Source organism: Kitasatospora sp. NPDC096140 (assembly GCF_040303045.1).
Lineage (GTDB): Bacteria > Actinomycetota > Actinomycetes > Streptomycetales > Streptomycetaceae > Kitasatospora.
In genome coordinates this window covers 126,761-149,853 of the sequence record NZ_JBEOUW010000007.1, presented here as the reverse complement: position 1 = coordinate 149,853, position 23,093 = coordinate 126,761, and the positions used below count along the sequence as shown (strand labels likewise).

Below are 23,093 nucleotides of genomic sequence, written 5' to 3'. Positions count from 1 at the left end.
AGGCCCTGCTCGTCGGCCTGCCCACCCATCACAGCCCGTGCGCGCCACGCCATCAACGCCGAACTCCGGCATGCAGCGATCGGCGACACCGATCGATCGCGCTAGCCTGCTCCCGTGGACCGGATCGAACTGGAAGCATTCGTCGCCGTCGCCGAGGAACTCCACTTCGGCCGCGCCGCCGTGCGCCTGCACCGAGGACAGCCCACCGTCAGCGACGCCGTCAGACGGCTGGAGAGCAGCCTGGGCGGACGGCTGTTCCACCGCACCAGCCGCCGGGTCTCACTCACCGACCTCGGCGAAGCGCTCCTGCCCGACGCCCGCGCCACCCTCGCCCAGCTGCGCCGCTTCCAGCAGCGCGGACGCGCCCTGGCCGCCGGCGACCGGGCCCGCACCACCCTCGTCGTCGCCCATGCCGAGTACACCGGTCACCAGCTGCTGTTGCGCTGCCTGCCGCAACTGCGCGAGCGCTTCCCCGATGTGACGATCGTGCCGGAGTCGATGCCGACCACCGCCCAGCTCACCGCCCTGCGGGCGGAGACGATCGGGCTCGGCATCGGCTGGGCGACCGGTGACGTCACCGGCGTCCGCGCGAGGGTGCTGTCCACCGAGCGGTTCGTGGCGCTCGTGCCCGCGGACCACCCCCTCGCCGGGCGCACCGGGCTGAGCACGTCCGACCTGTCCACCACCGACCTGCTCACCTGGCCCCACCAGATCAACAGCGGCCTCTGCGACCGCCTGCTGTCCGCCTTCCGGATCGGCGGTGCCGATCTGCGCATCATCAGGACCGCCGACAGCGTGCACGCCATCGCCGCGCACGTCGCCGCGGGAGCGGGCATCGGCATCACCGTCGAGTCCGCGCTCGACCACCGGCCACCCGGCCTGCGGGTCATCCCCCTCGCCGGCCCGTCGACCACCGTCGACCAGGTCGTCCTCACGCCCGCCGAGCCGTCGGACACCGCCACGGCCCTGCGCGACCTGCTGCTGCAGGCCTCGACGGAGGTCCCGTCCGCCGGCGCAGGTGCCGGCGCCGTGGCCGGCGACAGCGACAGCGATGGCGGCGGCGGTGCCGGCGGTGGCCTCGTGGACGAACGGTCCGGGTGCCGCACGCCTGGTCACGGATGATCACCTGCCCTACGCTGGGGGCCCTTGATCGAATCGAGGGGGATGACGTGTCTCAGGTGACGCAGGGCGTGGCGCCGGCCGGGCCGCCGACGGCGGGCGGGGGCGACTGGTAGAACCCCGCCCGCCGTGGGCGTGGGGTCAGGGTGACGGGAGGGCGGCGGCCACGCAGTCGAGGACGCGCGCCAGCCCGTACCGGAACTGGTCGTCCCGGCTCAGGCGCGGCTGGCGCGCCTCCAGTGCGATCTTGCTGAAGATCGGGTACTCCCCGCTCTCCAGCAGCTGCTGGATGTACGGGTGGCTGCGTGCCGCCCACTCGGACTCGCTGAGGCCGCTGCGGCGGAGCTCCTCGGCCTGGCTGACCTCGTCGCGGACGGCGCCCTCGACGTAGCCGTTCAGCACAGCCATCAGGCCGAGGTTCTCGTCGATGGGCAGGTGGGCGTCGAGCACGCCCACCACCCGTTCGATCAGGAGCAGTTGGTGGGGGCCGAGACCGGGGAGCGACCGGTTCACGGTGGCGATCCACGGGTGCCGGAGCCACATGGCCCGCAGTCCGTCGGCGTAGCGTGTCAGATCCGCCCGCCAGTCGCCGGAGGGCATGCCCTCGACGTCGATCTCGCCCATCAGCCGGTCGGCCATGAGCTGGATCAGGTCGTCCCGGCTCGGGACGTAACGGTAGAGCGACATCGCGCCCGCGCCGATCTCGGTGGCGATCCGCCGCATCGTGGCGGCCTCCAGCCCCTCGGTGTCGGCGATCCGGACCGCGGCCTCGGTGATCTGCGCACGGCTGTAGGTCGGTTTCGGTCCGCGGGCCGGGCGCTCGGGCCGCATCCAGATGTTCGTGTACTCGGCGTCGGTCACCGCTGCACCCCCTGCTTGCGTACACAGTACCCAGTGGCCGCTCCCCGTGCTAGCGTGGTCGCCATGGCCGCGTACAGCGTACTCAGTCGAGATGTCGTGGTGGTTCCGGTCGCAGCCGCCCGGGGGCTGCACGGTCCTGCTCCGCAGACTGCCGGTGCCCCTGCCCCTGCCCGTGCGCACGGGCGCAGGGGGCGGTGATGGCCGGGCCCGGCGGACCGGACCATCGGCCGCCGCCGGTCGGCGAGGACGACCGCGACCAGGCGGTCGAGCGGCTGCACGAGGCGTACGGCGAAGGGCGGCTCTCGGACGAGGAGCTGGACGAACGCCTCCACGAGGTGCTGACCGCCACGACGGGCGCCGAGCTCCGGTCGGCCCTGGCCTTGCTTCCGGAGGAGCGCGCGGGTGCGGCGTCCACGATCGCCGCCGTCAGCGGTCGGATCCGCCGACGCGGCGCATGGCGGGTGCCCCGGACCCTCACGGTCGCGTCCGCCCTCGGCAGCGTGCACCTGGACCTCTCCCGGGCGGTCATCGACCACCCGGTGGTCGACATCGAGCTGCAACTCGGCACCGGCAACGCCAGGATCACCGTCCCGCGCGACGCGGTCGTCGACATCGAGGGTCTGCAGACCGGCTGGCGGCAAGCGCTCCACAAGGCCCGGCGGCGCGCCCGCCCCGGCGGACCGAGGATCCGGATCTCGGGGTTCACGGGGCTCGGGCGCTTGACCATCCGTCATGCGTGGCGCTGAAGCGCCCGTCGGTCGCGCCGTCCTGTCCCTCAGCCGGTGTGCGCCGCCTCCGCGGGCGGGCGGGGCGCGCCGTGGAACACCTGCCGTACGTGCCACTGCCGGTGCCGGGCCGCGACCGGCGGGTTCCCGGGCTGCGGCCCGATGACGGGGCGTCCGGAGAGCGCGAGCACGTGCCGGCGGCTGGCCTCGCTGCGGCCGACGAAGCGCTGGGACACCAGGATGCGGTGGTCCTCCCCCAGGCCGAGGACGCCCCTGTCGAAGAGCTTGTGGTGCAGCGAGCACAGGCACAGGCCGTTGTCGACCTCGTCCGGCCCGTCGTGCGACCACCAGCGGACGTGCGCCGCCTCCAGCCCGACCGTGATCGCGCCGAGGGCCCCGTCGTAACCGCAGAACGCGCAGCGGAACTCGTAGGCGGTGAGCACGAGTTCACGCATCCGCCGGTCCCGCTGCCGCCGGGCCGCGGGGTCGGCTGCGCCGGGGTCGGCTGCGCCGGGGTCGGCTGCGCCCACGAAGCCGGTCCCGGCCCGCTCCAGGTCGAGGCCGACGGCCTCGCAGAGGTCGGCGTGCAGGGACAGCGGGAAGTGGGCGTCCAGCACCACCCTGGCCATCCGGCCCAGCAGGGACGGCTCCTCGGCGAGCGCGGCCCGCAGCCCCGGCGCCAGCCTGCCGGTGGCGCCGCTCGCGCGGAGGACGCCGACGCCGCTCCCGGGGCTTCCCGGGCCCCGGTCGGTCCGGACCTCCCAGACACCGTCGCTGACGAGGTGGTGGAACGGGTAGGCGGGCGTCGTCGGATGCGACGGCCCGTACTCGGCGAGCAGCCGCTTCAGCTCACCCTCGACCGCGCTGAAGCGCAGCTCGCCGTCGGCGTCCTGCTGGTGGCTGCCGAGGGCGTAGAGCAGCAGCAGCGGCTTGTGCGGAGCGCGGACGCCGTTGTTCGTCCAGCGCCGCAGCCCCGCCGCGCGGTCGAGCCAGTCGGTGCTCACCGGACCGTCACCGTGTAGGTGTCGTGCACGACCCGCTTCCGGTCCTCGTCGCCGAGGGCCGGGCGGTGGCAGAGTCCGCGGTAGCAGTCGAGGAGCGTGACGGCGGTGGTCCCGCGGCCCTTGGCCTCGAAGGTGTAGTAGCGGGTGCCGCCGGCGCCGTCCGCGGTCCTCGCCTCCTCGGGGAGGTCGACGCGCTCGTCGACCTCGACCGCCACGGCGGCGTCCGGCCGAGGGGCCTCGATGCTCCAGGAGTCGCCGGCCGAGGCGTTGTCCCGGACGGCGATCGAGAACCGCTGGCCGACGGCGAGGCTCACTGCGCGTTCGTCCGCGCGCAGCACCCGGCCGCGGTCGGGCCCGTCCGACCCGCAGGCCGTCAGGGCCGCCGCCAGGACGACCGACAGCGCCACCGCCCGCAGCGGGGTCCGCCCCCGCCCTCGGGCCCGCCCCTCGGCCGCGCCGCCTGTCCGGACCGCGTGGCCGGAACCGTCCGCCATGATCCCCCCGTACCCGTGTGCTGCCCGTGCGCCGTCCGCGCGGCGGCGTCGGGGCACTCTACGGACCGGTTCGAGGCCGGATCAATCCGCCCGGCCTCCGGTACGGCTTCCCGTCAGGCCTCCGGTACGGCAGGGACGCTCGTTCAGCGGGACGGGAACGACGACAGTCCGTGCTCCCACGCGTCGGCGGCCTGCAGCAACTCGTCGTTGCTGCAGGCAACTTCGACGGCGTACTGGTAGATATCCGGAGCGTCGTCGGCGTCCCACCGCTGCCACGGCGGTGCCGCCTCCAGGGACAGGTGGACGCGCACCAGCGACCGGCCGTCGAGGCTGCCGGCCAGGCTGAAGGCCAGGTTCGGCTCCAGGAACGACAGGCTCGGCGACAGGTCGCCCTCCTCGTCGGGCTCGGCCACGGCCACCCTGCCCGCGGCGACCGCGCGCAGCCAGGACGACAGTTCGCGGCCTTCGGAGGTCAGCAGGGCCGGATCCTGGAACGACCATCCGCCGGCGGGGGTCGTCACCCTGCCCTCGACGACGAGCCAGTTGTCGTCGTACGGGTCGCCGCTCGTCGCGGGGAACTGGTAGCGCAGCGGGCGCAGTTCGACGCTGGTTCCATGACGTGCCAGGAGCATCGTCACAGCATGCCACGAGCCGGTAGATTGCCCCCGGCCACCCGGCCACCCGAACCTCAGGGCCGGACACCCGGACACCCCGACAAGGAGACGACGGCGTTGGGCACGAAGGCGGTTGCGATCCTCTCCCTCGGCGGCACCATCGCGATGACCGCCGATCCGGCCACCGGCGGCGTCGTGCCGGCCCTGTCCGCCCACGACCTCCTCGCCGCCGTCCCCGCCCTGCAGAGCCTCGACGTCGAGCTGCGGGTCCACGACTTCCGGCGCCTGCCCAGCGCCTCCCTCGGCTTCGACGACCTGAGCGCGCTCGCGGACGCCCTGGCCGACGCCTTCCGGTCAGGCTGCGACGGCGCGGTGGTCACCCAGGGCACCGACACCATCGAGGAGACCGCCTACCTGCTGGACCTGCTGCACCCGGGCGAGCAGCCGATCGTGGTCACCGGCGCGATGCGCAACCCCACCCTGCCCGGCGCGGACGGCCCGGCGAACATCCACGCGGCCGTCATCGCCGCCGCGGCGCCCGAGCTGCGCGGCGCCGGCGCGGTGGTCGTCCTCGGCGACGAGATCCACGCCGCCCGCACCGTCCGCAAGTCCCACACCACCAGCCCCGCCGCGTTCACCTCCCCGGCGACCGGGCCCCTCGGCCGCCTCTACGAGGGGCGCGTCCACCTCCACGGCCCGCTCGCCGCGCGTACGACCTTCGCCGGCCCGATGATCCGGCCCGCGGCCCGCGTCGGCCTGTACACCGCGACGCTCGGCGACGACGGCGCCCTCCTCGCCGCGATGGCCGAGGCGTGCGACGGGCTCGTCGTCGCCGCGTTCGGAGTCGGCCACGTCCCCGAGGACTTCGTGGCCGTCCTGGAGCGGGCCGCGGCCCGGATCCCGGTCGTCCTCGCCAGCCGCATCGGCAACGGGCCGGTCCTGGAGGGGACGTACGGCTTCCCCGGCTCGGAGAAGGACCTGCTGGCCCGCGGACTGATCCGGGGCGGCCACCTCGACGCCTACAAGGCCCGCCTGCTCCTGCACGTCCTGCTCGGCCAGGGCCGGAACCGCGACGAGACCGCCGCCGCCTTCGCCCTGGCCGCGCACTGACCCCGGCAGCGGGCTGCGCCACGTGCGCCGCCTCCGCCTCGTACGCCGCCTCCGCCGCTGACGCCCCGGGGAGTCAGTCGTGCTCCGCCGAGCCGGTGAGCCGGAGCTTGCGCTGGGCCCGCTGGTAGAACGTGGTGCGGCCGAGCCGTACGACGCGTGCGGCCGCGGGCAGCATGGTCACCGCGACGTGGTCGCCCGGTACGACACGGCCGACCAGGAGGCCGTCGGCCTCGACGGCGAGGTCGCCGCTGTGCGGCAGGACCTCCAGGTCGAGCCGCTCGCCGCTGGAGAGGAACACCGAGCGGTTGAACGCGGCGTGCGGAGCGACGGGTGTGATCAGCAGCCCCTCCGCGTTGGGGGAGACGATCGGGCCACCGGCGGAGAAGCTGTACGCGGTCGAGCCGGTCGGCGTGGCGGCGACGACCGCGTCGGCGGTGTAGTCCACGAAGGGCTCGCCCTGGACCCGCACGGCGACCGCCGCGGACCTGTGGCCCGGGCTGCGCAGCAGCACGACGTCATTGAGCGCTGTCTCCCGGGTGGTCCCGAAGCTGGCGTGGACGCCGGAACGGACTTCCACGGTGAACCGCTGGGCGTCGATGGCGTCCAGTGCGGCGGGCAGTTCCGGTATGTCGACCTCGGCGAGGAAGCCCAGGCGTCCGACGTTGACGCCCAGGACCGGCGCGTGGCCCCCGGTCGCGAGCCGCATGGCGCGCAGCATGGTGCCGTCCCCGCCGAGGCTGATCAGCAGGTCGGCGCTCGTGGCCAGCTCCTCGGTCCCGACCGGAATGGCCTCGCAGCCGATCCTGGCCACCTCCGCCGCCAGCCCCAGCACCTTCGTCCCCCGGGCCCGGCTCCAATGGACCACGGCCTCGACGGTGGGCGCGCAGGTGCGCTCGGGGTGGAGGACCAGCCCCACCGTGCCGATGAATCCCATCCGGGGCACCTCGATGTCGGCCGGGAGCGTTGCTCCCTCCAGTCATGCACAGCCGGTCGCCACCTTCAAGGGCACGCGGGCCCGTGCGACCGGCTCAGTGGTGGGGTACGACGGCGACGGGGCCGTGGGCGTGGTGGAGCACGGACTGGGCCACCGGGCCCAGCCGGGGCCCGGCCATCGGGTGCCTGGGGGAGCGCCGGCCGAGGACCACCAGCGAGGCGGTGCGGGACGCCTCCACGAGCATTCTGCTCGCGCTCCAGGCGCACACCTCCGCCTCGGTACGGACGTCGGGGAACTCGTCCTGCCAGCGCTCCAGGGTGTCCTGCAGCCGGGCCCGTTCGGCGGCAGCCAGGGACTGCCCGATGTGCCACCGGTCCACCGGTGCCTCCGTGGCGGACGGGCCGCGGAAGGTGTCCCGGCTCTCCATCACCCGCAGGGCGGCGCCGGTGTCGGCGGCGTGCCGGAAGGCGAAGGCGAGCACCGGGTCGCACGGCCGGTCGCCCTCGACGCCCACGACGACGGGTCCGGGCGCCGCGGCCCGCCCGTCCGCCTCGGCTCCGCCGTCCGATCCGGCGCGGACCAGCACCACCGGGCAGTCCGCGCGGGCGGCGGCGCGCAGGCTGACGGAGCCGATCAGGAGGTCGGCGAAGCCGCCCTTCCCGCGCGAGCCCAGCACCAGCACCGGGGCCCGGCGGGCGGTGGCGGTCAGCGCGTACGCCGGGTTCCCGGGGACGATCTCGCAGGAGACGGCCAGCCCGGGCAGCTCGGCCGCGATGCGGTCCCGGATCGCGGCCACCGGGACCGGCAGCGTGCCGTCGCCGCCGAGGTCGCGGTCGAGCGCGTCCACCTCGCCGCCGGCGACCAGGACCATCCGCAGCGCGCGCCCGTTCCGCCGGGCCTCGCGGGCGGCCCACTCGGCCGCCGCCGCACTCTCGGTCGAGCCGTCGATCCCCACCACCACGCCGTGCGACATCGCTGAGACCTCCCTGGTCGGCGGAGGGCCGCGGCACTCGTGGGCGCGGTCCCGTCCGGCGACCAGACTCCCGCCGGGCCGACGGTCGGGCACAGGGGCCGAGCAGCCCCACCTGGGTACCGAAGGTCCCGGGGCCGGACGGCCGTCTGCGAGAATCAGCCGCGGCTTCGGCAGTGAGGCTTCGGCAGCGCGGCTTCGGCAGTGGGGCTTTGGCGACGAGGAGGGCCCGTGGGCGGCGAGACGGTGCGGTCACGAATGCCGCAGCTGCGGTTGGACGAGCTGCTGGAGGAGCTCCAGGCGCGGATCGACGCGGCCCGGGGCACCCGGGACCGGGTGCACAGCCTGCTGGAGGCGGTGCTGTCGGTCGGCCGGGAGCTGGACCTGACGCAGGTGCTGCGGCGGATCGTGGAGGCTGCCGCCGTCCTGGTGGACGCCCGTTACGCGGCGCTCGGGGTGATCGGGCCGGACGGGGAGACGCTGTCGCAGTTCCTCACGGTGGGCCTGTCCGAGGAGGAGATCGCCCGGATCGGCCCGTACCCGACCGGCCGTGGCCTGCTCGGGGAGCTGATCCACCGCCCGGCGCCGCTGCTGCTGGCCGATCTCTCCGAGCATCCGTCGTCGGTGGGCTGCCCGGCGCACCACCCGGTGATGCGGACCTTCCTGGGCGTGCCGGTGCGCGTGCGCGAGGAGGTCTTCGGCAACCTCTACCTCACCGACAAGCAGGGCGGCGAGGAGTTCGACGCCGACGACGAGGCGGTGATCTCCACCCTGGCCGTGGCCGCCGGGGTGGCGATCGACAACGCCCGCCTGTACGAGGAGGCCCAGCGCCAGCAGCGCTGGCTGAGCGCGAGCGCCGAGATCACGCGCGCCCTGCTGTCCGGCGGTTCCCGGTCCGAGGTGTTCGAGCTGATCGCCCAGCGGGCGAGGGAGATCACCGGCGCGGAGCTGGCCGACGTCTCGGTGCCGACGGCCGGGACCGGAGCGCTCCGCGTGGAGCTGGCGCTCGGCGGCGACGCGGCCGGCCGGGAGGGCCTGGTGGTACCGCTGGAGGGGTCGCTGTCGGGGACGGCCTTCGCCTCGGGGGTGTCGGTGACGACGGTGGATCTGGCCGGTGATCCCCGGCTGTTCGCCGAGCCGCGCCGTTTCGCCGGGCTCGGACCGGCGGTCGCGGTGCCGCTGGGCCGGGCGGAGGGGCAGATCGACGGCGTGCTGCTGCTGGCCAGGGAAGCCGGCCGACCCGAGTTCACCGACGGCGAGACCGGCCCGCTGCTGGGCTTCGCCGACCAGGCCGCGCTCGCCCTGGAGCTGGCGGAACGCCGCCGGGACGTCGAGCAGCTGGCGATGCTGGAGGACCGTGACCGGATCGCCCGGGACCTGCACGACCTGGCCATCCAGCGGCTGTTCGCGACGGGGATGACGCTGCAGAGCGCGGCCCGGGTCATCGACCATCCCGGTGCATCGGACCGGGTGCTGCGTGCGGTGGGGGACCTGGACGAGACCATCAAGATCATCAGGTCGACGATCTTCGGCCTGCGGGCGCGGGAGGAGAAGGGCGGCCAGGGCCTGCGGTCGCGCGTGGTGCGGGTGGCCGAGGAGGCGCAGGCGGCGCTGGGCTTCCCGCCCAGGCTGAGCATGGAGGGCCTGCTGGACACGGACGTGCCCGCGGAGGTGGCCGACCACGTGGTGGCGGTTCTGGGGGAGGCGCTGAGCAACGCGGCCCGGCACGCGCGGGCGGGGCGGATCGAGGTGGTGCTGCAGGCGACCGGGGCGCGGGTGGTGCTCACGGTGCAGGACGACGGGGTGGGCATTCCGGAACAGGGGCGGCGCAGCGGACTGCGCAACCTCGCCGAACGCGCCGAAGCCCTGGGGGGCGTCTTCGAGCTGGCCGCCCCGGCGGCCGGCGGGACCAGGTTGTCCTGGTCGGTGCCGCTGGCACACTGATCCGGCCCTGCGGCGGCGCGTCCGTCGTGCCGTCCGAGGGCCGGAGGCCGGTGGTTCGGCCGTCGTCGGTTCCGCCGGCGTCGAGTCCGTCGGCGTCGGACCGGCCAGCGGTGGCCCGGCCGGCGTCGGTCCGATCGGCGATCCGACCGACGTCGGTCCGATCAGCGTTGGACCAGGCGGTTCGGCGGGAACAGGCGGCCGCTCACCAGCTCCGGGAGGATGCGGACGGTGACCGTGCCGGCCGGCCCGGTCGCCGCTCCCTCGGGGGTGACGTCGGCGCGGCCGAGGACGGTCACGCTCCAGCCGGTGCCGTCCGCCGCGTCGAGCTCCCCGGCCTCGAAGGCCACCAGCGCGCCCGCGACCGCTCGGGCCAGCTCGGACCCGGCGGCGGTGCTCAGCAGCACGCTCCCGTCGGCCCCGAGCCGGTACCGGGCGGGTTGGACGGCGGGGAGGGCACCGAGGGTGTAGACGACCCGGCCGACCGAGAGGCCGGCGAGGAGCCGTCGGCACTCTCGCCCGTCCAGCGGGGTGGTGTCAGGTGTCATGGCATCGATGGTGTCGCCGCGGTGGGCGCCGGGGGAGGGGTCGTTGGTCCTCGGAGGGGATGCCGACCGGATCTGATCGGTGGGGTCGGTGCCCCGAGGCGGTCGGTGAGGCAGCGGGTTCAGCGGTCGGTTCAGCGGCCGGTACGAGCCGCGGGCTGCCCGTGGGTGCCGAGGGCCTGGGTGGCGATCAGGGCGGCCTGGACGCGCCGTTCCACGCCGAGCTTGGCCAGCAGGCGGGAGATGTGGTTCTTGACCGTCTTCTCGGCGAGGAAGAGCCGCTGACCGATCTGGCGGTTGGTGAGCCCCTCACCGACCAGGGCGAGCACTTCCCGCTCCCGTTCGGTGAGCTGGGGCAGGCCGGAACTCTGCTCGGTGACGGCGTCGCCGCGCAGGCGGGCCATCAGCCGGGTGGCGGCGCCGGGGTCGAGCATCGACTGGCCGGAGGCGACGGTGCGAACGGCGGAGACCAGGTCGGTGCCGCTGATCTGCTTGAGGACGTATCCGGCGGCTCCGGCCATGATGGCGTCCAGGAGCGCCTCCTCGTCGTCGAACGAGGTGAGGATCAGACAGGCCAGCCCGGGCATGCGGGAGCGCAGTTCGCGACAGACCGTCACGCCGTCGCCGTCCGGCAGCCGCATGTCGAGAATGGCGACGTCGGGGCGCAGCGCGGGGACCCGGGCGAGCGCCTGCTCGACCGTGGCGGCCTCGCCGATCACCCGGAGGTCCGGCTCGGCGTCCAGCAGGTCGTGCACGCCCCGGCGGACCACCTCGTGGTCGTCCAGCAGGAACACCTTCACCGAGCCGCTCGCTCCAGCCGCCGGACTCTCCGTCATCGCCGCTCCAACCCCGTTGGCCCGCCCCGCTGGCGGACCGCGTGACTCTCCGTGGAGTCTGACGCGACCGGGGGCGGTTCCGATAGGGCCCTCCGGCCCTGTTCCGCCCCACGGTGGCCGGGTGTCGGGACCGGGTGTCGGGACCGGGTGCCACGGCCGGGTGCCGTGGCCGGTGTCGCGGACGGAACGGCCGGACCGGTCAGCCGTGCTCGCCGCCGCGGGGCGCGCGGCCGCTCCAGACGGGCTCCGACCGGGCCCAGCCCAGGGCCCACGCCCGGTCGGCCCGACGGTCGAGGACGCTCAGCCTCGTGCAGAGCACGGCGGAGGCGAGGACGCAGAGCAGGCCGAAGAGGAGCAGGCCCAGGCACAGGGCGTCGGCCACGAGGTCGGCGGTGCTCGACGGTGCGGTGGCGGGACGGCCGGTGCCGTCGACCCAGATCCCGACGGTGCTGCCGGGCCCGGCGGTCCGGGGGACGTCGATGCTGCCGGTGTTGGACCGGGTGCCCGGGTAGGTCCAGGCCGCGTCGGCGCGGTACACGGCCTTCCCGCCGACGACGGTGGCCTCCGCCCTCCGGACGGAGCCCTGCACCAGGGCGTCGACGCGGTGCAGACCGGCGGCCGTGGCCGCGGCCTGCCGCTGGCCGGCGGCGAAGTGGGTGACGGCGGCTCCGGCCCCGAGGAGTGCCGCGAGCGCGATCCCGAGGGCGGTGAGCACCACCGCCCGGCTCCGGGCCCGGTCGAGAGCGCGGCTGAGCGGATTGCGCTCCCGGCCGAGGGCCCGGCGCAGGTGGCCGTACGGCGGTGCCGCCGGGCTGTCGGGCCGGGCCGGGCGGTGGGTGCTGGACACGGCGGTGCTCCTTGTCGCTGTTCAGGGGGCGATGGCGGGGCCGTGCACGGCTCAGGGGTGGGGGACGACGACGACCGGGGCGGCGCAGTGGTGCAGGACGGCGTGCGCCACCGGGCCGAGGCGCGGCCCGAGGCGGTGGCGGTGCTCCCGCCGCCCGACGACGACGAGGTCCGCACGGGTCGAGGCCGCCTCCAGCAGGGCCCGGGCTCCGCCACCGAGGCGGACGTCCTCGACGATGTCGAGCCCGGGGTGCTCCGCCCTCAGGGCGGTGACGACCGGGGAGATCAGGGCCGCTTCGGTGGCCTCCTGCTCCGTCAGGTCCACCAGGGGCGGCATCAGGCCCCCGTACGCCCAGACGGGCGCCGGGTCCCACCCGTGCACGACGCGCAGCCGGCAGCCGCGCAGCTGCGCCTCGGCCACGGCGAACTCGACGACGGTGTCGTCGGTTCGACGGCCGTCGAGCCCGACCACCACCTCCCGTCCCGCCCCGGCCCCCGTCCCGCCCCCAGTCCCAGCGGGCCGGTCGGCGGGCGCCTGTCCGAGGCGCACCAGCACGGTCGGGACGGTCGCGGCCGCTGCCACCGCGAGCCCCACCGAACCCACGAGGAGGCCGGCGAAGCCGCCGAGCCCGCGGGAGCCGAGCACCAGCAGCTCCTGCCCCTTCGCCGCGGCGAGCAGTCCGTCGACGGGATCCTCCGCGACCACCGCGACCTCCACCGGCAGGCCCGGGTGGTCGTGCCGGATCCGGTCGGCGATCCCACGAAGCGCGTCCGATGCCCTCTGCCGCAGGTCGCCGGGCTGCGAGACGTTCCCGTCCCCGGCGTCGAGCCACGGCCACGCGTGCAGCAGCCGCACCGCGCAGCCCCGGCGCCGGGCCTCCGCGGCCGCCCACAGAGCCGCCGCCTCGCTCTGCGGCGATCCGTCGATTCCGGTCAGGACACAGCGCGTCATGGTGGTCTCCCCCTCGTGGGATCAAGCGTCGGGCCGGGACGGCCGGCGCCCGGCGTCATCGAATCTCCCGCCCGGGCGCGCGGTGGGAGAAGGGACCGAAGGGACCGGCCGCCGGGCCGGTGGTCCCGGTCGCGGAAGCGTCGGGCCGTGTGCCGCTCGCGGTACTTCCCCGTGTCGACCGCGACGGGCCGGCGCCGGGCTCCGGTGGTCCCGGCCGGGCCCGGGACCACCGGGCGGGCAGGCCGGGACCGCGGGCACGGGGGACAGGGACCGTCGGCCCCTGGGGCGGCGCAGCCCGGCGGATCGAGGATCTTCCTCGTCGAGCGATGGGCAGGTCCGCCCGCCGTGGACTTCCACTCTGACCGAGGAGCACCCTCATGTCCGCATCCGACCACCCGGAGCGAGGGGCCGCCGACGCGGCCCCGGGGCAACGGAGAACCGACACACGCTTCGGATTGCCCGCCGCGACCGCACTGGTCGTCGGCAGCATCATCGGGACCGGGGTGTTCGCCCTGCCGTCCGCGCTCGCACCCTACGGGCCGATCGCCCTGGTGGCGTTCGTCGCCGTGACCGTCGGCGCCCTCGCCCTGGCGGTGGTGTTCGGGCGGCTGTCCGAGCGGGTGCCGGGCAGCGGCGGCCCCTACGTCTACGCCCGGGAGGCGTTCGGCGAGTTCGCCGGGTTCCTGACCGCCTGGTCCTACTGGATCACCGCCTGGGCGGGCAACGCGGCCATCGCGGTGGCCTGGGTCGGTTACGTCGAGGTGTTCGTCGACAAGGGCCACCACACCTGGGCCTCGATCACGATCGCGCTGGCCGGTCTCTGGCTGCCCGCGGCCGTCAACCTGACGGGCGTGCGGAACATCGGGGCCTTCCAGGTGGTCACCACCGTCCTGAAGTTCCTCCCGCTGGGCTTCATGGCGACCGCCGGACTGCTGTTCGTCAAGTCCGGCAACTTCGGGGCCTTCAACGCGAGCGGGGGATCGGCCCTCGGAGCCGTCTCGGCCGCCGGCGCCATCGCCCTGTTCAGCTACATCGGCCTGGAGACCGCCTCGGTCGCCGCCGGCCGGGTCCGGGACCCGGAGCGCAACGTGCCCCGGGCGACCGTCTACGGCACGCTGGCCTGCGCCGCGATCTACCTGCTCGGGACGCTGGCCGTCTTCGGCACCGTCCCGCACGGCCGACTCGTCGGCTCCACCGCGCCGTTCACCGACGCGTTCAACACCATCGCGGGCGGTACCTGGGCCGGGAACCTGGTCGCCGCCGCCGCGATCGTCTCCGGCCTCGGGGCCCTCAACGGCTGGACGCTGATCTGTGCCGAGATGCCGCTCGCGGCGGCCCGCGACGGACTGTTCCCGTCCGCCTTCGGCCGTACCCGGGGGCGTGGTGAGGTGCCCGTCTTCGGCATCCTGTCGGCCACCGTGCTCGCGTCGCTGCTCACCGTGGTCAGCTACACGCAGTTCACCCAGGTCTTCACCGAGATCGTGCTGCTCAGCGTCCTGACTGCCGTCATCCCCTACCTGGTGTCCGCGGCCGCGCAGCTGCTCTGGCTGGTGCGGCACGGTCGCGCGGAGCTCGACCGGCGGCGCCTGGGCCGGGACGCCACCGTCACCGTCCTCGCGCTGTCGTTCTCCTACTGGTCGATCCAGGGCAGCGGCTACCAGACCGTCTACTACGGCTTGTTCACCATCCTGCTCGGCATCCCGGTCTACGTCTGGCTCAAGCGGGAGCCGGGCGGGAACCTCACGGCCCCGGCGGCGCCCGCCGCCTCCGGTACGGCCCAGCCCGTGCCGGCGGCCCATACGGCCCACCCCGTCGGCCTGCCGACGCTCATCCTCCGCGCGCTGCGCCCGCGGCACCAGCACTGAGAACGAGGAGCCCCACCGATGTCCACCCTGCGTGTCGATTCCGAGGCCGGCCGCCTGCGCCAGGTCGTCCTGCACCGCCCGGGCCTCGAACTCGCCCGGCTCACCCCCCGCAACGTCGACGAGCTGTTGTTCGACGACATCCTGTGGGCCAAGCGCGCCCGCGAGGAGCACGACGCCTTCGCCCAGGTGCTGCGCGACCACGGCGTCCGCGTCCACCACTACGCCGACCTGCTCGGCGAGACCCTCGCCCTGCCGCCGGCCCGGGCGTGGCTGCTCGGACAGGTCGTCACCGAGAGTACCGTCGGCCCCGCCCTGGTCGACCCGGTCCGGGCCCTGTGCGAGGACCTGGACGGCCCGACCCTCGCCGAGTACCTGATCGGCGGCGTCCTCAAGGACGACCTGCCGCTGACACGGCCGCACAGCCTGGTCTGGAGCGCGCTGGGGGAGCAGGACTTCGCCCTGCCGCCGCTTCCCAACCACCTCTTCCCACGGGACAACTCCTGCTGGATCGGCGGGCGGTACAGCCTCAATCCGATGGCCCGCCCGGCCCGGCGCCGGGAGACCCTGCACACCGCGGCGATCTACCGCTTCCACCCGCTGTTCGCCGAGACCGCGCCCCCGCTGCTGGACGGCACCGTCCAGGCGCCGGGGAGCACCCTGGAGGGCGGGGACGTCCACGTCCTCGCCGAGGGCGTCGTGATGGTCGGGATGGGCGAGCGCACCACCCCGCAGGCCGTGGAACAACTGGCCCGGCAGCTGTTCCTGACGAACACCGCGCACCGGCTGGTCGCCGTCCGCCTGCCGGAGACCCGGGCGTTCATGCACCTGGACACCGTCCTGACCATGATCGACCGGGACGCCTTCGTCCTCTACCCCGGGCTCGCCGACCAGCTGCGCTCCTGGACCCTGACCCCCGCCCCCGAGCGCCCGGCCGGCTTCGACGTCCGCCCCGACACGGACCTCGCCACCTCACTCGCCGAGGCCCTCGGCCTGGACAAGGTGCGCTTCCTCTCGGCCGAGCAGGACATGCGCGCCGCCGAGCGCGAGCAGTGGGACGACGGGAGCAACTTCCTCGCCCTCGAACCCGGCGTCGTCGTCGGCTACGAGCGCAACACCACCACCAACACCCACCTGCGCAAGCAGGGCGTCGAGATCGTCACGATCGCCGGATCCGAGCTCGGCCGGGGCCGCGGCGGCCCGCGCTGCATGAGCTGCCCCGTCCAGCGCGATCCCGCCAACTGACCACCTCCGATCACTCCCCACGAAGGAGAACGCCGCCATGACCATCGACCTGTCCGGCCGCCACTACCTGGACGAACTCGACTTCACCGCCACCGAGATCCGGCACCTGCTCGACCTCGCCGCCGAGTTGAAGGCCGCGAAGCGGGCCGGCACCGAGAAGCCCCGGCTCGCCGGCCGCCGCCTGGCGCTGATCTTCGAGAAGAACTCCACCCGCACCCGCTGCGCCTTCGAGGTCGCCGCCGCCGACCAGGGCGCCACCACCACCTACCTCGGCCCGGACAGCTCCCACATCGGCCACAAGGAGAGCGTCGCCGACACCGCCCGCGTCCTCGGCCGGATGTACGACGGCATCCAGTACCGCGGCTTCGACCAGGGCACCGTCATCGAACTCGCCCGCCGCGCCGGAGTGCCGGTCTACAACGGCCTCACCGACGCCTGCCACCCCACCCAGAGCCTGTGCGACGTCTTCACGATGCGCGAGCACAGCGGGAAGCCGCTGGAGGAGATCTCCTTCTGCTACCTCGGCGACGCCCGCAACAACACCGCCAACTCGCTGATGGCCATGGGCAGCCTGCTCGGCATGGACGTCCGGATCGCCGCGCCGGGCGCCCTGTGGCCGCAGCCGGAGCGTGTCGCCGCCTGCCGGGCGCTCGCGCTGGAGAGCGGGGCCCGCCTGACCGTCACCGAGGACGTGACCGAGGCCGTGCGGGACGCCGACTACCTCTACACCGACGTGTGGGTCTCGATGGGCGAGGACCACGACCACTGGCCCGACCGCATCGCCCAGCTGCTGCCGTACCAGGTCAACGCCAAGACCCTCGCCGCCACCGGCAACCCGGACACGGCCTTCCTGCACTGCCTGCCCGCGCTGCACGACACCCGCACCGACCTCGGCGCCGAACTCGCCGCCCGGCACGGCCTGGAGGGGCTCGAAGTCACCGACGAGGTCTTCGAGTCGCCCGCCTCGCTGGTGTTCGACCAGGCCGAGAACCGCATGCACACCATCAAGGCGATCCTGGTCGCCACGCTGGGGAGGGACTGACCGTGCGCATCGTCGCAGCCCTCGGCGGGAACGCCCTGCTCCAACGGGGCGAACACCCGGACGCCGAGGTCCAGTTGCACCACGTCCACCAGGCGGCCCGCTCGCTCGCCGAACTCGTCGAGGCCGGCCACGAGGTGGTGATCACCCACGGCAACGGTCCGCAGATCGGCCTGCTCGCCGTCGAGAGCGAGACCGACCCGGCGCTCACCGCACCGTACCCGCTGGACGTCCTCGGCGCCCAGACCCAGGGCATGATCGGCACCCTGCTCGCCCGGGAACTGATGAACCGGCTTCCCGGGCGGGAGGTCGCCGCCCTCGTCACCCACACCGAGGTCGACCCGGACGACCCGGCGTTCACCCACCCCACCAAGTTCATCGGCCAGCGACTCGACGAGCAGCAGGCCCGGGCCCTGGAGCGCGAGCGCGGCTGGACCACGGCGCAGGACGGCGCGCACCGCCGCCGTGTCGTCCCGTCGCCCGCACCACGGGCGGTGCTCGAAGCGCCCCTCGTCCGCCGCCTGCTGGCCGGCGGAGCGGTGGTGATCTGCGGGGGCGGCGGGGGCGTCCCGGTCGTCCGCGACCGTGACACCGGCCTGCTCCGGGGAACCGAGGCCGTCGTCGACAAGGACCGCACCGCCGCGCTCCTCGCCGAGCAGCTCGACGCCTCCGCCCTGCTGATCCTCACCGACGTCACGCACGTGTTCACCCGCTACGGAACCGCCCACCCCGGCCCGCTGGTGACCACCACGCCCGAGCGCCTGCGCGCGCTGGACCTGCCCGAGGGCTCGATGCGGCCCAAGGCCGAGGCCGCCGCCGCGTTCGCCGAACGGACCGGCGGCCTGGCCGCCATCGGCCCGCTCGACAACGCCCTCGGCACCGTCCTGGGCACCACCGGGACCACCGTCCGCGCCGCCGCGATCGGTGGGGAGTTGGGCCGCACGGCCCTGCCCGCGGGACGAACGGCCGACGACGGCGCCCTCCGGCACCCGGCAGTCTGAAACCACATCCGAGAGGCAGGACTCCTGATGAACCGTCTGCACACGCCGATCGCCCACGACATCCGGGTCGAGACCCGGGGCGAGGTGTCCCTCGCCGCGCCCGACTACGCCCGGGCGAAGCTGCTGGCCGTCGTCGAACGGCAGCACGAGCCGGTGCTCGCGGCCCGGGTGAAGCTCACCCAGGCGAGCAACCACGTCGTCAAGCCCGCCATCGCCCAGGCCGTGGTGGACCTCAACGGCCGGCCCGTCCGCGCCCACGTGGCGGCCGCGACCATGCAGGAGGCCGTCGACCTGCTCCAGGACCGGCTGACCGCCCGGCTCGCCCGGGTGCACCGGCACCGCGACGCCCACCGCCACCACGCCCCGGCCGGCCGCGCCGCCCGGGACGACGAGGCCGCCCGCGAGCACCGCCCGCACCGGCGCGGCCTGGCACCGGAGGACCGGCGGATCGTGCGGCACAAGACGTACAGCCTGCCCAGCCAGAGCGCCCGGGCCGCCGTGTTCGAGCTGGAGGCCATGGACTACGACTTCCACCTGTTCACCGACGCCGCCTCCGGCTGCGACAGCGTCGTCTACCGCGACGAGCGCGCCGATGGGCACCGCCTGGCCGTCGCCGGACCCGTCGCCGGACCCGTCGCCGGACCCGTCGCCGGGCCCATCGGCGAGCCGGAGCCGGGACTCAGTGTGAGCACCGCGGCGGTGCCGGAACTGACGGTGCCCGAGGCGGTGGCCAGGCTCGACCTCACCGGACTGCCGTTCGTCTTCTTCGCCGACACCGCCACCGGGCGGGGCAACGTGCTCTACCACCGCTACGACGGCCACTACGGCCTCATCACACCGGCGCGGTGACGCGGTAGCGGCGGCAGGAGCTGCGCCGAGGGCGGGGAGCCGGGGACGGGTGACACCGTCCCCGGCTCCCCGCCGTGCATGCGGCCCCCCACCGACCCCGCGCCGCCGGGACCTTCGGCGCGGCGGCAGGGCAGCTCGGCCCCTGCCACGGCTGCGGGGCACGACGCGATGCTGTCCCGGACGGCGGGGGCGCGGAACGGCCGCGTCCCGCGGGACCGAGAGAGGACGCGACATGTCGCACTCCGTGGTGGTGGGGATCGACGGCTCGGAGCAGAGCACGGTGGCGGCGGCGTGGGCTGCCGCCGAGGCCGACCGGAGCGGCCGGGCGCTCCGGATGATCCACGTCGGGGGAGCCGAGGACGGCAGGCCGCTGCGGCCGGCGGGGGCGGACGACGGCCTGCCGCCGGAGCTGCTGGCGGTCCGGGACCGCCTCACGGCCGTCCTGCCCGGCCTGGAGCTGTCGTGCGAGCGGATTCCGGGCAGCCCGGTCCACGCGCTCGTGGCGGCCGGCGCGCGGGGCGGGCTGATCGTCCTCGGCTCGCGCGGCCTCGGTGGCTTCACCGGCCTGCTGGTCGGCTCGGTCGGGCTCCGGGTGGCCGCCGACGCGCCCTGCCCGGTCGTGCTCGTCCGGGCGGGCGCGGACGGCGAGTCCGACGGGGCGGGTGACGCGGCGGGTGACGTGGTGGTGGGCGTCCGGGGCGACCGCCCCTGCGCCGAGGTGCTCGCCTTCGCCTTCGAGCAGGCGGCCCGTCGGGGCGTCACCCTGCGGGTGCTGGAGAGCCGTTCGTTGCCGGCCGGCCCCTACGTGACGCAGGCGCCGGTCGACCAGCGGGAGATCAGGGACTCGCTGGCGGAGGCGGAGCTGGTGCGCCTGGGGGACGCGCTGGCCCGTTGGCGGGACAAGTTCCCCGGGGTGCGGGTGGAGGCCGAGGTGACCGCCCGGCACGCGGGCGGGGCGCTCGTCGACGCCTCCCGGGGAGCCTCGCTCGTCGTGCTGGGGCGGCGGACCCCCGTGCACCAGGCGGGTGTGTCCCGGTTGGGGAGCGTGGCGCACGCCGTCCTGCACCACGCGCTCTGCCCGGTCGCGATCGTCCCGCACGACTGAACCGCACGACTGAGCCGCCCGGTGGCGGCCTCGGCCCGGACCCTCGAAGGTCCGGGCCGCGGCCGTTCCCCGGTCCCCGACCGGCTGCGCCGGCCGCGCCGGGCGGGCCGGCCACGATCGCAGGTCCGTCCGGGGAAGGGACCTTCGGCCCGGAGGAACGGTCCAACGGCGCTTCTCCGCAAGGGCGTTGCCACGACAGGCTGGAGTTCGGAGGCGCGGACCGGCCACGGATGCGCCCCGACCGGATGACGAACCGAGAGGTGACCACCATGCCCCGCCGCCGCCCCGAGGCCGAGACCACGGACGAGACCGAGGCCCGGACAGGGTCCCCCACCACCGTCAGCACCGTGAACAGCGTCAGCGACGTCAGCACCCCGTCCGCCGTCGACGCACTGGTCGCCTCCGCGCTGGAGGCCCTGCAGGAGTACGCCTCGTTCACCCAGGACCAGGTCGACCACATCGTCAGGAAGGCGTCCCTGGCGGCGCTGGCCCGACACACCGGACTCGCCGTGCTGGCGGTGGAGGAGACCGGGCGCGGGGTGTTCGAGGACAAGGCGGTGAAGAACGTCTTCGCCTGCGAGAACGTCACGCACGTGATGGGGCGCACGAAGACGGTCGGGGTGGTGTACCGGGACGAGATCGACGGGATCGTGGAGATCGCCGAGCCGGTCGGGGTGGTCGCGGGCATCACCCCGGTGACCAATCCGACCTCGACCGTGATCTTCAAGTGCCTGCTGGCGCTGAAGACCCGCAACCCGATCGTCTTCGCCTTCCACCCCGCGGCCCAGAACTGCTCGGCTGAGGCGGCCCGGATCGTGCGGGACGCGGCCGTGGCGGCCGGCGCCCCGGCACACTGCGTCCAGTGGATCGAGGAGCCGTCGATGGCGGCGACCGGCGCGCTGATGAACCACCCGGACGTGGCGACGATCCTGGCCACCGGCGGGAACACGATGGTCCGGGCCGCGTACAGCTGCGGCAAGCCGGCGTTGGGCGTCGGCGCGGGCAACGTCCCGGCGTACGTCGAGAAGAGCGCCGACCCGAAGCGCGCGGTCAACGACATCGTGCTGTCCAAGACCTTCGACAACGGCATGATCTGCGCCTCCGAGCAGGCGGTGATCCTGGACGAGGAGATCCGGGAGGCGGCGCTCGCCGAGTTCCGGAAGCTGAAGGCGCACCACGCGAGCGCCGAGGAGAAGGCGCTGCTGGAGCGGTTCCTGTTCGGCACCGGCGACGGCCGTTCCTGCGCCGGGGACCGGCTGAACGCCGACGTGGTGGGCCGCCCGGCCGCGTGGATCGCCGAGGCGGCGGGCTTCGCGGTACCCGAGGACACCTCGGTGATCCTGGTGGACTGCGAACGGGTCGGGCCGGCGGAGCCGCTGACCCGCGAGAAGCTCTGCCCGGTGCTGGCGGTGCTGAGCGCCGGATCGCGCCGCGAGGGCGTCGAACTGGCCGCGGCGATGGTGGAGTTCAACGGGCTCGGGCACTCGGCGGCGGTGCACACCGAGGACGCGGCGTTCGTGGAGGAGTTCGGGCACGAGGTCAAGGCCTGCCGGATCGTCTGGAACGCGCCGAGCTCGCAGGGCGGCATCGGAGACGTCTACAACGCCTTCACCCCCTCGCTGACCCTGGGCTGCGGCAGCTACGGGCACAACTCGGTGGCGGGGAACGTCTCGGTCCTCAACCTCGTCAACATCAAACGGATCGGGCGGCGCAACACCAACATGCAGTGGTTCAAGGTCCCGCCGAAGATCTATTTCGAGCGCAACTCGGTCAAGTACCTGGCGAGCATGCCGAACGCGCACCGGATCGTCGTCGTCACCGACCACACGATGGTCCGGATCGGGCACCTGGAGCGGATCCGCGGCGTCCTGGACCGTCGCCGGGAGCCGGTCGAGGTGCGGGTGGTCGACTACGTCGAGCCCAACCCGAGCATCGACACGGTGCGCCGCGGCGCCGAGCTGATGCGGGAGTTCGAGCCGGACACGATCATCGCGCTGGGCGGTGGCTCGCCGATGGACGCCGCGAAGGTGATGTGGCTGATGTACGAGCACCCGGAGGTCGAGTTCGCCGACCTGAAGGAGAAGTTCTTCGACATCCGCAAGCGCGCCTTCACCTTCCCCGACCTGGGGGAGAAGGCGAAGCTGGTGTGCATCCCGACCACCTCGGGCACCGGCAGCGAGGTCACCCCGTTCGCGGTGATCACGGACACCGCGACCGGCCAGAAGTACCCGCTCGCCGACTACGCGCTCACCCCGAGCGTGGCGATCGTGGATCCGGCGCTGACCACACGGCTGCCGAAGGACGTCACCGCCGACTCCGGCTTCGACGCCCTCACCCACTGCATCGAGACCTACGTGTCGGTCTACGCCAACGACTTCACCGACGGGCTCGCCCTGCAGGGCATCCGGCTGATCTTCGAGAACCTGGAGCGGGCCGTGGCGGACGGCCCGGAGGACCCGGTGGCGCGCGAGAAGATGCACAACGCCGGGACGATCGCCGGAATGGCCTTCGGCTCGGCCTTCCTCGGCGCGGTGCACGCCATGGCCCACACCCTGGGCGCCACCTTCCACGTCGCCCACGGGCGCACCAATGCCCTCCTGCTGCCGCACGTGATCCGCTGGAACGGTTCCGCCCCGACGAAGGTCACCGGCTGGCCCAAGTACCAGAGCTACCTCGCCCCCGAGCGCTACCAGGCCGTCGCCCGGATGCTCGGCCTCCCGGCCGCCACCCCCGAGCAGGGCGTCGAGTCGCTCGCCGCGGCGGTCGAGGACCTGCGCGACAGGGTCGGCATCCCGCGCTCCTTCAAGGCGGCCGGCGTCGACGAGGAGGCCTTCCTGGCGGCCCTGCCGCACCAGGCGATGAACGCCTACGAGGACCAGTGCGCCCCCGCCAACCCGCGCATGCCGATGCTCGCCGACATGCAGCAGCTGATGCGTCAGGCCTACTACGGCGACCGGTCCTGAGGACCGTCGGCCCCTGGTCCGCCGGGGGGTTCCGGACGAGGACCGGGGCCGACGGCGGGACCACCACGGTGGCGGTGA

21 protein-coding genes are annotated in these 23,093 nt (G+C 74.4%); 11 read left to right on the top strand and 10 right to left on the bottom strand.

Translation table 11 applies throughout. The features are described from left to right. Window positions 1–114: 114 nt before the first annotated feature. Window positions 115–1,122, top strand: a complete 1,008-nt coding sequence (locus ABT048_RS09375; protein ID WP_350520725.1) for a LysR family transcriptional regulator — start codon at window positions 115–117, stop codon at window positions 1,120–1,122. 138 nt (window positions 1,123–1,260) lie between these two features. On the opposite strand, the gene ABT048_RS09370 is transcribed toward ABT048_RS09375, so the two are convergent. Beyond that, a complete protein-coding gene (locus ABT048_RS09370) occupies window positions 1,261–1,980 on the bottom strand; it encodes a TetR/AcrR family transcriptional regulator (protein ID WP_350520724.1) in 720 nt (239 codons plus the stop codon). A gap of 197 nt (window positions 1,981–2,177) precedes the next feature. Here ABT048_RS09370 and ABT048_RS09365 point away from each other — a divergent pair, with 197 nt between their 5' ends. Further along, window positions 2,178–2,726 (top strand): DUF1707 SHOCT-like domain-containing protein, encoded by a 549-nt coding sequence (locus ABT048_RS09365; RefSeq protein WP_350520723.1) that lies wholly within the window; start codon window positions 2,178–2,180, stop codon window positions 2,724–2,726. Between the two features lie 29 nt (window positions 2,727–2,755). On the opposite strand, the gene ABT048_RS09360 is transcribed toward ABT048_RS09365, so the two are convergent. The 3 genes from ABT048_RS09360 to ABT048_RS09350 form a co-directional block, all read right to left on the bottom strand. Further along, a complete protein-coding gene (locus tag ABT048_RS09360) occupies window positions 2,756–3,709 on the bottom strand; it encodes a phosphorothioated DNA-binding restriction endonuclease (protein WP_350520722.1) in 954 nt (317 codons plus the stop codon). Then, window positions 3,706–4,203: a protease inhibitor I42 family protein gene (locus tag ABT048_RS09355; protein ID WP_350520721.1), complete on the bottom strand. Its 498-nt coding sequence runs from the start codon at window positions 4,201–4,203 to the stop codon at window positions 3,706–3,708. Before ABT048_RS09355 ends, ABT048_RS09360 begins: the two co-directional genes overlap by 4 nt. Before the next feature lie 143 nt (window positions 4,204–4,346). Next, complete coding sequence (locus tag ABT048_RS09350; protein ID WP_350520720.1) at window positions 4,347–4,835, bottom strand: WapI family immunity protein; 489 nt, start codon at window positions 4,833–4,835, stop codon at window positions 4,347–4,349. A 99-nt stretch (window positions 4,836–4,934) separates the two neighbouring features. Between ABT048_RS09350 and ABT048_RS09345 the strand changes: the two genes are divergently transcribed. Beyond that, a complete protein-coding gene (locus tag ABT048_RS09345; protein WP_350520719.1) occupies window positions 4,935–5,927 on the top strand; it encodes an asparaginase in 993 nt (330 codons plus the stop codon). A gap of 73 nt (window positions 5,928–6,000) precedes the next feature. Here the strand turns inward: ABT048_RS09345 and ABT048_RS09340 are convergent, their stop codons facing one another. Together ABT048_RS09340 and ABT048_RS09335 are read right to left on the bottom strand one after the other, a co-directional pair. Next, a complete protein-coding gene (locus ABT048_RS09340; RefSeq protein WP_350520718.1) occupies window positions 6,001–6,861 on the bottom strand; it encodes an NAD(+)/NADH kinase in 861 nt (286 codons plus the stop codon). Between the two features lie 94 nt (window positions 6,862–6,955). Beyond that, window positions 6,956–7,834: a universal stress protein gene (locus ABT048_RS09335; protein WP_350520717.1), complete on the bottom strand. Its 879-nt coding sequence runs from the start codon at window positions 7,832–7,834 to the stop codon at window positions 6,956–6,958. A 255-nt stretch (window positions 7,835–8,089) separates the two neighbouring features. Between ABT048_RS09335 and ABT048_RS09330 the strand changes: the two genes are divergently transcribed. Continuing rightward, window positions 8,090–9,775, top strand: a complete 1,686-nt coding sequence (locus ABT048_RS09330) for a GAF domain-containing sensor histidine kinase (protein ID WP_350520835.1) — start codon at window positions 8,090–8,092, stop codon at window positions 9,773–9,775. A 161-nt stretch (window positions 9,776–9,936) separates the two neighbouring features. Here ABT048_RS09330 and ABT048_RS09325 read toward each other — a convergent pair whose 3' ends face one another. The 4 genes from ABT048_RS09325 to ABT048_RS09310 form a co-directional block, all read right to left on the bottom strand. Continuing rightward, window positions 9,937–10,320, bottom strand: coding sequence for a pyridoxamine 5'-phosphate oxidase family protein (locus tag ABT048_RS09325; protein ID WP_350520716.1), 384 nt, complete (start codon window positions 10,318–10,320; stop codon window positions 9,937–9,939). 131 nt (window positions 10,321–10,451) lie between these two features. Continuing rightward, complete coding sequence (locus ABT048_RS09320) at window positions 10,452–11,153, bottom strand: response regulator (protein ID WP_350520715.1); 702 nt, start codon at window positions 11,151–11,153, stop codon at window positions 10,452–10,454. A 199-nt stretch (window positions 11,154–11,352) separates the two neighbouring features. Continuing rightward, a complete protein-coding gene (locus tag ABT048_RS09315) occupies window positions 11,353–12,000 on the bottom strand; it encodes an Rv1733c family protein (protein WP_350520714.1) in 648 nt (215 codons plus the stop codon). 51 nt (window positions 12,001–12,051) lie between these two features. Continuing rightward, the gene (locus tag ABT048_RS09310; RefSeq protein ID WP_350520713.1) at window positions 12,052–12,951 is read right to left on the bottom strand and encodes a universal stress protein; all 900 of its coding nucleotides are present in this window, start codon (window positions 12,949–12,951) and stop codon (window positions 12,052–12,054) included. Between the two features lie 377 nt (window positions 12,952–13,328). Here ABT048_RS09310 and ABT048_RS09305 point away from each other — a divergent pair, with 377 nt between their 5' ends. From ABT048_RS09305 to adhE, 7 genes are all read left to right on the top strand, one after another. Beyond that, the gene (locus ABT048_RS09305; RefSeq protein ID WP_502893988.1) at window positions 13,329–14,816 is read left to right on the top strand and encodes an amino acid permease; all 1,488 of its coding nucleotides are present in this window, start codon (window positions 13,329–13,331) and stop codon (window positions 14,814–14,816) included. A gap of 18 nt (window positions 14,817–14,834) precedes the next feature. Then, a complete protein-coding gene (locus tag ABT048_RS09300; RefSeq protein WP_350520711.1) occupies window positions 14,835–16,058 on the top strand; it encodes an arginine deiminase in 1,224 nt (407 codons plus the stop codon). Window positions 16,059–16,095: 37 nt separating this feature from the next. Next, window positions 16,096–17,100, top strand: a complete 1,005-nt coding sequence (gene argF / locus ABT048_RS09295) for an ornithine carbamoyltransferase (RefSeq protein ID WP_350520710.1) — start codon at window positions 16,096–16,098, stop codon at window positions 17,098–17,100. A 2-nt stretch (window positions 17,101–17,102) separates the two neighbouring features. Next, window positions 17,103–18,098 (top strand): carbamate kinase, encoded by a 996-nt coding sequence (locus ABT048_RS09290; RefSeq protein ID WP_350520709.1) that lies wholly within the window; start codon window positions 17,103–17,105, stop codon window positions 18,096–18,098. A 27-nt stretch (window positions 18,099–18,125) separates the two neighbouring features. Next, on the top strand, window positions 18,126–18,947 hold the full coding sequence (locus tag ABT048_RS09285; protein WP_350520708.1) for a ribosome hibernation promotion factor: 822 nt from the start codon (window positions 18,126–18,128) through the stop codon (window positions 18,945–18,947). Window positions 18,948–19,179: 232 nt separating this feature from the next. Beyond that, complete coding sequence (locus tag ABT048_RS09280; protein ID WP_350520707.1) at window positions 19,180–20,052, top strand: universal stress protein; 873 nt, start codon at window positions 19,180–19,182, stop codon at window positions 20,050–20,052. A gap of 245 nt (window positions 20,053–20,297) precedes the next feature. Continuing rightward, the gene (gene adhE / locus ABT048_RS09275) at window positions 20,298–23,015 is read left to right on the top strand and encodes a bifunctional acetaldehyde-CoA/alcohol dehydrogenase (RefSeq protein ID WP_350520706.1); all 2,718 of its coding nucleotides are present in this window, start codon (window positions 20,298–20,300) and stop codon (window positions 23,013–23,015) included. Window positions 23,016–23,093: the final 78 nt, after the last annotated feature.

Excerpts from the sequence above, each read along its gene's own strand:
- ABT048_RS09300 (WP_350520711.1), top strand. The coding sequence starts at position 14,835 with ATGTCCACCCTGCGTGTCGATTCCGAGGCCGGCCGCCTGCGCCAGGTC.
- ABT048_RS09355 (WP_350520721.1), bottom strand. The coding sequence starts at position 4,203 with ATGGCGGACGGTTCCGGCCACGCGGTCCGGACAGGCGGCGCGGCCGAG.
- ABT048_RS09310 (WP_350520713.1), bottom strand. The coding sequence starts at position 12,951 with ATGACGCGCTGTGTCCTGACCGGAATCGACGGATCGCCGCAGAGCGAG.
- ABT048_RS09340 (WP_350520718.1), bottom strand. The coding sequence starts at position 6,861 with ATGGGATTCATCGGCACGGTGGGGCTGGTCCTCCACCCCGAGCGCACC.
- ABT048_RS09365 (WP_350520723.1), top strand. The coding sequence starts at position 2,178 with ATGGCCGGGCCCGGCGGACCGGACCATCGGCCGCCGCCGGTCGGCGAG.
- ABT048_RS09325 (WP_350520716.1), bottom strand. The coding sequence starts at position 10,320 with ATGACACCTGACACCACCCCGCTGGACGGGCGAGAGTGCCGACGGCTC.
- ABT048_RS09285 (WP_350520708.1), top strand. The coding sequence starts at position 18,126 with ATGAACCGTCTGCACACGCCGATCGCCCACGACATCCGGGTCGAGACC.
- ABT048_RS09305 (WP_502893988.1), top strand. The coding sequence starts at position 13,329 with ATGTCCGCATCCGACCACCCGGAGCGAGGGGCCGCCGACGCGGCCCCG.
- ABT048_RS09280 (WP_350520707.1), top strand. The coding sequence starts at position 19,180 with ATGTCGCACTCCGTGGTGGTGGGGATCGACGGCTCGGAGCAGAGCACG.
- ABT048_RS09320 (WP_350520715.1), bottom strand. The coding sequence starts at position 11,153 with ATGACGGAGAGTCCGGCGGCTGGAGCGAGCGGCTCGGTGAAGGTGTTC.
- ABT048_RS09330 (WP_350520835.1), top strand. The coding sequence starts at position 8,090 with ATGCCGCAGCTGCGGTTGGACGAGCTGCTGGAGGAGCTCCAGGCGCGG.
- ABT048_RS09350 (WP_350520720.1), bottom strand. The coding sequence starts at position 4,835 with ATGCTCCTGGCACGTCATGGAACCAGCGTCGAACTGCGCCCGCTGCGC.
- ABT048_RS09335 (WP_350520717.1), bottom strand. The coding sequence starts at position 7,834 with ATGTCGCACGGCGTGGTGGTGGGGATCGACGGCTCGACCGAGAGTGCG.
- argF (WP_350520710.1), top strand. The coding sequence starts at position 16,096 with ATGACCATCGACCTGTCCGGCCGCCACTACCTGGACGAACTCGACTTC.
- adhE (WP_350520706.1), top strand. The coding sequence starts at position 20,298 with ATGACGAACCGAGAGGTGACCACCATGCCCCGCCGCCGCCCCGAGGCC.